The following is an 8,226-nucleotide window of genomic DNA, read 5'->3' on the forward strand; positions in this document are numbered from 1 at the left end:
CCTCCGCCGGCGCGTTCGGCGCCGGTTCGCTGGGCGTCGGCGCACTCGGCACATGTTCGCCGGATGCCAGGTCGGTCGGTGCCAGGTCGGTCGGTGCCAGGTCGGTCGGTGCCAGGTCGGCCGGGGCCAGCTCGAAGGAGGTGACGAGAAACTCCTCGCCGCTGGTCAGGTCGAGGTGGCCGGCGTCGGCGCCGCAGGTGGCGCAGGCGACGAACGGCCGCACCAGCACGCCGTGCGCCCCGCAGGCCCGACAGCTCACCCGGGCGGGCACGTGATCGACCTCGAGGACCGATCCGGCCAGCACCGCGCCGTCCGGATGGCTCGCCCAGGCCCACTCCCAGCAGGCGATCAGCGTGTCCGGGACGACCTGGCGCAGCGCGCCGACCCGCAACCGGACCACGCTCACCCGCCGTCCGCCGGCATGGCGGGCGACGATGTCGGCGACGGACCGGCAGATCGACAGCTCGTGCACGTCCCGTGCCTCCCGTCGGCTCCGTTGCCGGGCGTCCCGCGAGAGCGCGGCGGCGCTGGCCGGTACGGCACCGACCGGACTCCACTCTCACCGTTCGGGCGCCGGTCGCCAAACGTCACCCCGCATAGGTGGCAGCGTCCGCACACGACCTATCTGCGGGTCCGCCGCGGACGCATACCGTCGCCGTGCCGATGCCAGCAGGCACCTCGGCAGCTTGGTCGGGCCGGGAGGAAGGACCGCCGATGTCATCCGTGCTCTGGTTCCAGGGCGGGGCGTGCAGCGGTAACACCATGTCGTTCCTCAACGCCGAGGAACCCACCGTCATCGACCTGATCACCGATTTCGGGCTGGACCTCGTCTGGCATCCGTCGCTGGGGCTCGAGACCGGCGCGACGGCCCGGTCGCTGTTCTGGGACTGCGCCCGCGGGGAACGTCCCGTCGACATCTTCGTGTTCGAGGGGTCGGTCATCCGCGGTCCGGGCGGACGTGGCACCTACGACGTGTTCGCCGACCGGCCGATGCAGGACTGGGTGCGTGATCTGGCCGCCCAGGCGCAGGTCGTGGTCGCGGTCGGGGACTGCGCGAGCTTCGGCGGACTACCGGCCACCGCGCCGAACCCGACCGACTCCACCGGTCTGCAGTTCCACCGCCGCGACCCCGGCGGCTTCCTCGGCGCCGACTTCCGGTCGCGGGCCGGGCTGCCGGTGGTGAACATCGCCGGCTGCCCGGCGCATCCGGACTGGATCACCCAGATCCTGGTCGCGCTGGCCACCGGCCGGGCCGCCGACATCAGACTCGACGACCTGCACCGGCCGCAGACGTTCTTCACGTCGTTCACCCATTCCGGTTGCACCCGCAACGGGTACTTCGAGTACAAGCAGTCGACGGTCGCCTTCGGCGAGGGCACCCGCCAGGGCTGCCTGTTCTACGAGTTCGGCTGCCGCGGTCCGATGACCCGCTCCCCCTGCAACCGCATCCTGTGGAACCGGCAGTCGTCGAAGACCCGGGCCGGGATGCCGTGCATCGGCTGCACCGAACCCGAGTTCCCGTTCTTCGATCTCGCGCCCGGCACGGTGTTCCGTACACAGAAGGTCGCCGGTGTCATCCCGCGGGAGGTTCCCGAGGGGGCCGGTCACCTGAGCTACCTGGGTCAGGCCGCCGCCGCCCGGATCGGCGCCCCGTCCTGGTCGAAGAAGGACATGTTCGTCGTCTGATCCGGCCAGCCACACACGAGAAGAGACGCACCGATGACGACCGTCGATCTCAACGTCAGCCCGATGGGACGGGTCGAGGGCGACCTGGACGTGCGGGTCACGATCGACGACGGGGTGGTCAGCAAAGCCTGGACCTCGGCGGCGATGTTCCGTGGTTTCGAGATCATCCTGCGTGGCAAGGACCCGCAGGCCGGCCTGATCGTCACACCGCGGATCTGCGGGATCTGCGGCGGCAGCCATCTGTTCAAGGCCGCCTACGCCCTTGACGTCGCCTGGCAGACCGAACTGCCGCGCAACGCCACACTGATCCGCAACATCGCGCAGGCCTGCGAGACGCTGCAGAGCATTCCGCGGTGTTTCTACGCGTTGTTCGCGATCGACCTGACCAACAAGCGGTACGCCGGCTCGCCGCTGTACGCCGAGGCCGTGCGCCGGTTCACCCCGTTCACCGGGACGAGCTACGGGCCGGGTGTGGCCCTGTCCGCGGGGCCGATCGAGGTGTACGCGCTCTTCGGCGGGCAGTGGCCGCACTCGAGCTTCATGGTGCCCGGCGGGGTGATCTGCGCGCCGACACTGGCGGACGTCACCCGGGCCACCGCCATCCTCGAACACTGGAAGTCCCAGTGGCTCGAGCAGCGCTGGCTTGGCTGTTCGGTCAACCGGTGGCTGGCCAACCGCAGCTGGGCCGACATCCTGGCCTGGCTGGACGAGAGCGCCTCGCACCGTGACAGCGACTGCGGCTTCTTCCTGCGCTACTGCCTCGACATCGGCCTGGACCGCTACGGCGCCGGCCCCGGCAACTACCTGGCCACCGGCACCTACTTCGACCCCGACCTCTACCGCCAGCCCACGGTGGACGGCCGAAACGACGCGCTGATCGGCCGCGGCGGCATCTACGCCGGCGGGGCGCACTTCCCGTTCGACCAGGCCCGGGTCCGCGAGGACGTCACCCACTCGTACTACCAGGGCACGTCGGCCTACCACCCGTTCGACGGCGAGACGGTGCCCGTCGACCCGGAACGCGCCCAAGCCGACGGCAAGTACAGCTGGGCGAAGTCCCCCCGCTACGACGTGCCGGGTCTCGGTCCGATTCCGCTGGAGGCCGGCCCGCTGGCCCGTCGGGTCGCCGCCGCCGCCCCCGGTGCCGCCCCGCATCAGGACGACGACCCGCTGTTCGCCGACATCCTGGCCACCATCGGTTCGTCGGTGATGGTCCGGTTGCTGGCCCGGATGCACGAGGCCGCCCGCTACTACCGCTGGGTCCGCGGCTGGCTCGACCAGATCGACCTGCACGAACCGTTCCACCTCGCGCCGACCGAACGCGCCGACGGACGAGGTTTCGGCGCGACGGAGGCCGCCCGCGGGTCGCTGGCGGACTGGATCGTCCTGGAACGCGGCCGGATCGCGAACTACCAGGTCATCACCCCGACGGCGTGGAACATCGGCCCCCGCGACGGCGACGGCACCCCCGGACCGATCGAGTCCGCGCTGGTCGGCACGCCGGTGACCGACCCGTCCGACCCGGTCGAGCTTGGCCATGTGGCCCGCAGTTTCGACTCCTGCCTGGTCTGCACGGTGCACGCCTACAACGGCCGGACGGGCAGGGAGCTTTCCAGCTTCGTCCTGAACGAGACGGTGTGACCGCCGAGCCGGCCGCCGGCGCGCCCCCCGGTCACGGGCCTGCCGCCGACGCGCCCACTGGGCTCGCGGCGCTGCTGGACCCGCCGGGAATCGCCCCACCGTCGTGGACGGCGACCGTGATCGGCTGCGGCAATCTGCTGCGCGGCGACGACGGGGTCGGCCCGGTGCTCATCCGCCACCTCGCCGCGGTGGGGGTGCCGGCGGACGTCCGCCTCGTCGACGGGGGCACCGCGGGCCTGGACACCGCGTTCGCGATGCGCGGCGCCCGCCGGGTGCTGATCGTGGACGCGGCCCGCACCGGTGCCGCCCCCGGCACCATCCACCGGGTGCCCGCCGACCAGCTCGTCGCCGCCGACCCGCCGTCCGCCGGCACGCCGCCTGTCGGCACGCCGTCGCTGGCCACCCTGCCGCAGCCGCACGCCGTGCGCTGGGACCAGGCGCTGGTGTTCGCCCGCTGGCTGCTCGGCGCCGACTTTCCGACGGACATCGTCGTCTACCTGATCGAGGCCGGATGCCTCGATCCCGGTGCCGACCTCACCCCGGCCGTGCGCCGCTCGATGGAACGAGTACAGACCATGATCCTGAACGACCTGGCGACGTCGGTCGACCTGACCGCCGGTGACCACGATGCCTGAGCCGACCGAACCAACCGCACCGACCACGCCGACCGGGCCGACAGCGCTGGCGCGGCCGCAGCCGGTCGGGGTGTTTCCGCTGCCCGCCGGGTACCTGCTCGTCCCCGGCGACGACGACGAGGCGGCGGCGGTGCGCCGCGATCTGGCCGCCGGCCGCGTCCCGGCGGTGTGGCCGCGTCCCGGCGGTGTGGCCGCCACGGCTGCGGGCGCTGGAACTGGCCCATCGCGGCGAGCTCACCGCCGCCGCGGACCTGCTGGTCGGCGACGACCCGATCGACCGCTACAACCGGTTCGTCCTGCGCCCGGCGGGACCTCCGGTGGAGGACCCGGCCGCGCTGCGCGCCGCGCTTGGACCCGAGATCGGTGTGCTCGTCGACGTGGTGCGCTTCTCCAACGGCGCCCTCGCCGAACCGCCGACGCTCACCGACGAGACCGGCGAGATCGCGGCGCTCGTGCACGCCACACTCGCCGCGGCGTCCATGTCCGGGGACGCGCCGCAGCGGGCGGTGGGCCAGCTCAACCAGGCCCACGAGGCGGCCGCACCGGTCAGCCCGGGCCTCGCCGCGCAGCTGCGGTCCGCCGCCGCCGACCTGCGCCACGGCCTTGAGGGGCCGACCGACGCGGTACTCGCCGACCTGGTTGCCGCCGGCGAGGCCCTGGACGCCACCGATCTCGTCCTGGCCCGCGCCGAACTGCGCCTGTCCCTGGGTTCCGCCTACCAGCAGCGGGCCAGCGAGGACGCGGAGGGCCTGCGCCCGGCGATCGAGCAGTACCTGGCGGTGCTGCGCCTGGTCACCCTCGACTCGGCGCCGGAGGTGTTCGCCGCGGCCCAGGTCAACCTGGCCACCGCGTACCTGGCGATCCCGATGACCCAGACCTCCGACCAGCTGCGGATCGGCGTCGCGATCCAGGGTCTGCGCACCGCGCTCACCGTCTACACCCCAGCGGACCCATCCGCAGCGCTGGGCCAGCGCCCAGCTCAACCTCGCCAACGCGCTGGTGTACGCGCCGTCGCAGCATCGCCGGGAGAACCTGGTCGAGGCCGCCGGCCGGTTCTCCCAGGTCGTGGCCGCCCGCGACGAGCGGACCGATCCGATCGGCTACGCCCGGGCACTCGCCGGCCAGGGCAACGCGCTGGCGCATCTGGGTGCCCTGCAACCCGCGGTGAAGGCCCTCACCGAAGCCGAGGACGTCTTCGCCCGGTCCGGTTCCACCGACGAGGCCGGGGTCGTGCACGCCCTGCTCGACGAACTCGCCCAGTGGGCGACACAGGCCCGCGCCACGTGACGGTCGCCGCCGCCGACGGCGCGCTCAGCCCTCCCCACGACTGGACGCCCGCGGTCTGGCTGGGCGCCCCGGCGCCCGGAGGGCTGGCTCTGCCCTCGGCGCGGCCCTCGCTGACCGGCCTGTACGCGCCGCGCGGGGTGTGGCTCGGCGACGACCTGCTCGTCGTCGCCGACACCGGTAACCACCGGGTGCTGATCTGGGCGCACCGCCCACGGTTCGACGGCGCGCCGGCCGACGTCGTCCTCGGCCAGCCCGACCCGCACAGCGAGGGGCCGGCGGCCGGGGGCCGCGGACCGCGCCGCGGCCTGCGGCTCCCCACCGGGGTGCTGGTCACCGACGACGGACGGCTCGTCGTCGCCGACGCGTGGCATCACCGGCTGCTCGTCTGGGACACGGTGCCCACCACCCACGACGTCGCACCCGACCTGGTCCTCGGCCAGCCCGACGCGACCAGCGTCGCCCCCAACCGCGGCGGACCGGACGGAAGCGGCGGGCAGTGCGGGCCGACGTCGCTGTACTGGCCGTTCGGGATCGCCCTCGTCGGCGGCCGGTTCTACGTCGCCGACACCGGCAACCGGCGGGTACTCGGCTGGTCGGACGGTCTGCCGACCTCCCCGGACACACCCCCCGACCTGGTCCTCGGCCAGCCCGACCCGAGCGCCCACGCGGACAACCGGGGCGGCGCCCCCGGCCCCGCGAGCTTCCGCTGGCCGCACGACATCACCGGGACCGACGATCGTCTGCTGGTCGCCGACGCCGGCGACCAGCGTCTGCTCGGTTGGACGCCGCATCCCGGCGTCGACACCGACGCGGACCTTGTCCTCGGCCAGCCCGACGCGGTGACCTGCACCGAGACGCCCTACGCCCCCGGCCGTCCCGACCGGCTGCGGTTCCCGTACGCGGCCGACTGCGACGACACGGTGCTCGCCGTCGCCGACACCGCCAACAACCGTGTCCTGCTCTGGGAGGACCCGTGGGCCGGGGGGCGTCCCGCGTCGTCGGCGAGCGTGGTCCTCGGCCAGCCGAGTTTCGCCGACACCGGTGAGAACCGCTGGTCAAGCGTCTGCCCGGACACCTTCTGCTGGCCGTACGGGCTGTCCCTGCACGGCGGACGCCTCGCCGTCGCCGACTCGGGCAACAACCGGGTCATCCTCTGGGAGCGCGGGCCTTGATCACCGAAGCGCCCTCGACCACACCCCGGGTGCGGCGGCGGATCGTGGTCGAGGGTGTGGTGCAGGGTGTGGTGCAGGGTGTGGGTTTCCGCCCGCACGTGTACCGCCTGGCCCGCGCCCTGCGGTTGGCCGGGTTCGTCGGCAACGACGCCGTCTCGGTCGTGGCCGAGGTGGACGGCGCCCCCGCCGACATCGCCGAGTTCCTGCGCCGTCTGACCGACCCGGCGCCGCCCCTGGCCCGCGTCGACCGGGTCACCGTCACCGAGCTCGCCGGGCCGTCACACGAGGACGAGGACATGGCCACCGGCGGGCCCGGGTTCCGGATCGTGGCGAGCCGGGCCGCGAGCGGTCCGCGCACGCAGGTGCCACCGGACGCGGCGCTGTGCGCGGACTGTCGGCGGGAGCTGTTCGACCCGGCCGACCCGCGCTACCGGCATCCGTTCATCAGCTGCACCAACTGCGGTCCCCGGTTCACCATCATCGCCGCGCTGCCCTACGACCGGTCGGCGACCACGATGGCCCACTTCCCGCTGTGCCCGCGCTGCGCCGCCCAGTACGCCGACCCCGGTGACCGACGTTTCCACGCCGAGCCGATCTGCTGCCCCGACTGCGGCCCCCGGCTGCGCTATCTCCCCCTCGCCGGTGACGACAACCCGCCCACCGGACGAGCCGGGCCGACAGCGGACGAGGCGGTGCTGGGAACCGACGCGGCGCTGGAGGCGGCGCAGCGCACACTCGCCGCCGGCGGCATCGTCGCGGTGAAGGGGCTCGGCGGCTACCACCTGGCCTGCGCCGCCGACGACGACGCGGCCGTGGCCCGGCTGCGCGTGCGCAAGGGCCGACCCGAACGACCGTTCGCCGTGATGGTCCCCGACCTCGCGACCGCGGCGGGCCTCGCCCGGCTGTCCCCGACCGAGGCCACGGCGCTGCGTTCCCCGGCCGCACCGATCGTCCTCGCCGCGCGGGTCGCACCGGAGACGGGGCTGATCGGGGTGATGCTGGCGTACACACCGCTCCACGAACTGCTGTTCGCCCCGGTCCGGGCGGCGCGGGTCGCACCGCCGACGGTGCTCGTGATGACCAGCGCCAACCGCGGCGGCGAACCGATCTGCCACGACGACGCGACGGCCGCCGAACGGCTCACCGGGCTGGCCGACGCCATCCTCACCCACGACCGGCCGATCCTGGTGCCCTGCGACGACTCGGTGGTGCGCTGCGACGGCGACCGGGTGATCACGTTGCGGCGTGCCCGCGGCCAGGTGCCGCTGCCGGTGCCGCTGCCGCGGGCGGTCCCCGGTGTGCTCGCCGTCGGGGGCGACGGCAAGAACGTGAGCTGCCTGACCGTCGACCGGCGGGCCATCCTGTCCCAGCACGTCGGTGATCTGGGCGGCCTCGAGATGCTGGACGCCTTCGAACGGGCCACCGTCCACCTCAGCGGGCTGTACGCGACGACGGTGCGCCGGTTCGCCGCCGACCCGCATCCCGGCTACGCCACCCGGGCCTGGGCCGTCCAGGCCGCGGCCCGGCTGCCAGCGACATCCGGACTCGGGCGGCACCCGACGTTCGTGCAGCACCACCACGCGCACGTCGCGGCGCTGCTCGCCGAACACGGCCGCCTCGGCCAGCGGATCCTCGGCTTCGCGTTCGACGGCACCGGCCACGGGCTGGACGCGACGGTCTGGGGTGGCGAGGCGCTGCTGGTCGGGCCGGACGTCGCCGTCGCCACCCGGATCGCCCATCTGCGGCCGGTACCGCTACCCGGGGCGGACGCGGCGGTGCGCCATCCGGGCCGGGTCGCGCTCGCC

At 73.8% G+C, this 8,226-nt stretch carries 6 protein-coding genes; 5 read left to right on the forward strand and 1 reads right to left on the reverse strand.

Annotation, left to right across the window (positions count from 1 at the left end):
• On the reverse strand, nt 1-472 hold a 472-nt coding region (locus G6R24_RS15635), incomplete at its 3' end, for a hydrogenase maturation nickel metallochaperone HypA (protein ID WP_163549983.1).
• Nucleotides 473-714: 242 nt separating this feature from the next.
• On the opposite strand from G6R24_RS15635, the gene G6R24_RS15640 reads away from it, so the two are divergent.
• The 5 genes from G6R24_RS15640 to hypF form a co-directional block, all read left to right on the forward strand.
• Entirely contained in the window at nt 715-1,686 is a 972-nt protein-coding gene (locus G6R24_RS15640; RefSeq protein ID WP_163549984.1) for an NADH-quinone oxidoreductase subunit B family protein, read from the forward strand.
• Between the two features lie 33 nt (nt 1,687-1,719).
• On the forward strand, nt 1,720-3,327 hold the full coding sequence (locus G6R24_RS15645; protein ID WP_163549985.1) for a nickel-dependent hydrogenase large subunit: 1,608 nt from the start codon (nt 1,720-1,722) through the stop codon (nt 3,325-3,327).
• Nucleotides 3,324-3,962: a hydrogenase maturation protease gene (locus tag G6R24_RS15650; RefSeq protein WP_163549986.1), complete on the forward strand. Its 639-nt coding sequence runs from the start codon at nt 3,324-3,326 to the stop codon at nt 3,960-3,962. The genes G6R24_RS15645 and G6R24_RS15650 overlap by 4 nt, the downstream gene beginning before the upstream one ends.
• Nucleotides 3,963-4,147: 185 nt before the next feature.
• Nucleotides 4,148-6,421, forward strand: a complete 2,274-nt coding sequence (locus G6R24_RS24580) for a hypothetical protein (protein WP_225438589.1) — start codon at nt 4,148-4,150, stop codon at nt 6,419-6,421.
• On the forward strand, nt 6,418-8,226 hold a 1,809-nt coding region (gene hypF, locus G6R24_RS15665; RefSeq protein ID WP_476727356.1), incomplete at its 3' end, for a carbamoyltransferase HypF. The genes G6R24_RS24580 and hypF, both read left to right, overlap by 4 nt.

This window comes from Candidatus Frankia nodulisporulans, assembly GCF_902806475.1.
Classification (GTDB): domain Bacteria; phylum Actinomycetota; class Actinomycetes; order Frankiales; family Frankiaceae; genus Frankia; species Frankia umida.

What these genes read in the sequence shown, in the direction of transcription:
- G6R24_RS15640 (WP_163549984.1), top strand. Translation starts at nt 715, where the DNA reads ATGTCATCCGTGCTCTGGTTCCAGGGCGGGGCGTGCAGCGGTAACACC.
- G6R24_RS15645 (WP_163549985.1), top strand. Translation starts at nt 1,720, where the DNA reads ATGACGACCGTCGATCTCAACGTCAGCCCGATGGGACGGGTCGAGGGC.